General features: G+C 38.2%; 2 protein-coding genes and 1 pseudogene. 1 reads left to right on the top strand and 2 read right to left on the bottom strand.

All coding sequences use genetic code 11. The annotated features are described in order from the left end of the window. The first annotated feature begins 191 nt into the window (after window positions 1-191). Window positions 192-374 carry a hypothetical protein gene (locus BHE89_RS16210; RefSeq protein WP_069369016.1) on the top strand — a complete coding sequence of 61 codons (183 nt, stop codon included), beginning with the start codon at window positions 192-194 and terminating at the stop codon, window positions 372-374. A 4-nt stretch (window positions 375-378) separates the two neighbouring features. Here BHE89_RS16210 and BHE89_RS16205 read toward each other — a convergent pair whose 3' ends face one another. Together BHE89_RS16205 and BHE89_RS16200 are read right to left on the bottom strand one after the other, a co-directional pair. Continuing rightward, the gene (locus BHE89_RS16205; protein ID WP_171729939.1) at window positions 379-852 is read right to left on the bottom strand and encodes a threonine/serine exporter; all 474 of its coding nucleotides are present in this window, start codon (window positions 850-852) and stop codon (window positions 379-381) included. Then, window positions 843-1,630, bottom strand: a pseudogene (locus BHE89_RS16200) (threonine/serine exporter family protein). The gene BHE89_RS16205 and the pseudogene BHE89_RS16200 overlap by 10 nt, the downstream one beginning before the upstream one ends. Between the last annotated feature and the right edge of the window lie 99 nt (window positions 1,631-1,729).

Below are 1,729 nucleotides of genomic sequence, written 5' to 3'. Positions count from 1 at the left end.
TTAGTCCATCAATGATTTGGAGAAATTTAAAAATGAATGAGAATATGCTGAATTTAATGGACGAATTAGTCGAGATAACAAAAAAGCATGCGAATAACGTGAATGGTGATAGAAAAAGCCGTTATTCTCGACATTAACGCAAAAGGGATTTGCTATGGTTTAGTCCATCAATGATTTGGAGAAATTTAAAAATGAATGAGAATATGCTGAATTTAATGGACGAATTAGTCGAGATAACAAAAAAGCATGCGAATAACGAAGATGTTAAAGCGCATGCCAGTTTAGAATCTGAGAATAAACTACGAATTCAAATTATTATTTCCGATAAAAACGAACTGGATATTACATTAAACTCTCTACAACACGCAATATAAGTCATTATACACTCGGACGCTTGCGATATAACCATAATCCCGGCAAGGATAGCCCGATAGAGAGCGCACCGACAATAAATGAAGCTTTAAGGAAATTAGTAACTAAAGCTTCAAAAATTTCTGCGCTATAACCAATTTGTGTTAACTTCACCACTGAGATCATCGCGATATATGCATTTATTCCAGGGAACATTGGAATAACTGCGGCAACAGTAAAGACTTTAGGGTGTGCAAGCCACCAACGTGACCATTGAATACCAATGCACCCGACTAAAATAGCGGCACAAAAACTTGCCCATTCTATATTCATCCCACTCATGACTAAAACAGTGCGAGAGCCGTGACCTATTGCTCCTAATAATGCGCAATATTTTAATGCTCTTAAAGGCACATTAAATACCATTGCAAAACCCACAGCAGGAATAGCCGCTAAAACCATATCTTCAATTAGGGTAAGAATTATCATTATTATGCCCAATCTCTTAACCCCCATACGGCCATGGCTAAAATAACGCCTAAACAGGTTGCCAATGTTAACATGGTTGCCATTGCCCAACGCGCTAAGCCGGTATTAACATGCCCTTTAAACATATCAGCAACAGCATTAATTAAAGGAAATCCGGGAACCAACAATAAGACACTAGCAGCCATTGAAATCGTTGCCGTCGTTTGAAAATAAGAGAGTTTTAATAATAGACCTGAGACTGAAGTCGCTACAAATGCCGTAATACAGAAATTAATTAATGGATTCATTTGGCGATGTGTTAATACTTGACGTACAAACATACCCAGACCACCACCAATGGCAGAAACTAAAAAGCCATCCCAATTGCCGCCATTTAATTTAGAAAAACAACCACAAGATAAGGCAACCATAACAATAATTACCCAACGTGGATAGCGTAAGGGTTTTATATGTTCAAAACGTTTTCTTGCTTCATGAATATCTGCAAGGTGATGTTCAACCAAAATAACAATATGCTGAACCTCTGTCACAACATGCATATTAATACCGCGGTCAACTATCTTTCGTGTTGAAGTTTGGCAATGTCCGTTAACAATCGTGGTTAATACAACCGCATTAGCAGAAATTGCACTTTCGACTTGATGTACACCTAAAGCTAAACCTAAACGGGTTGAAAGCTGTTCAACCAGCATGCTTTCTGCGCCATGTTGCAATAGTAACAGCGAGTTTGAATACATAACTTGGTAATTTCACGCTGTTTATCTTGTGAAATGGCAGTGCACTCCGCCATTATCTTTCGTGTTGAAGTTTGGCAATGTCCGTTAACAATCGTGGTTAATACAACCGCATTAGCAGAAATTGCACTTTCGACTTGATGTACACCTAAAGC

The sequence above is a fragment of the Shigella sp. FC1967 genome (genome assembly GCF_001743005.1).
Lineage (GTDB): Bacteria > Pseudomonadota > Gammaproteobacteria > Enterobacterales > Enterobacteriaceae > Proteus.
This window is presented reverse-complemented; position numbering and strand designations above follow the sequence as displayed.

What these genes read in the sequence shown, in the direction of transcription:
- BHE89_RS16210 (WP_069369016.1), top strand. Translation starts at nt 192, where the DNA reads ATGAATGAGAATATGCTGAATTTAATGGACGAATTAGTCGAGATAACA.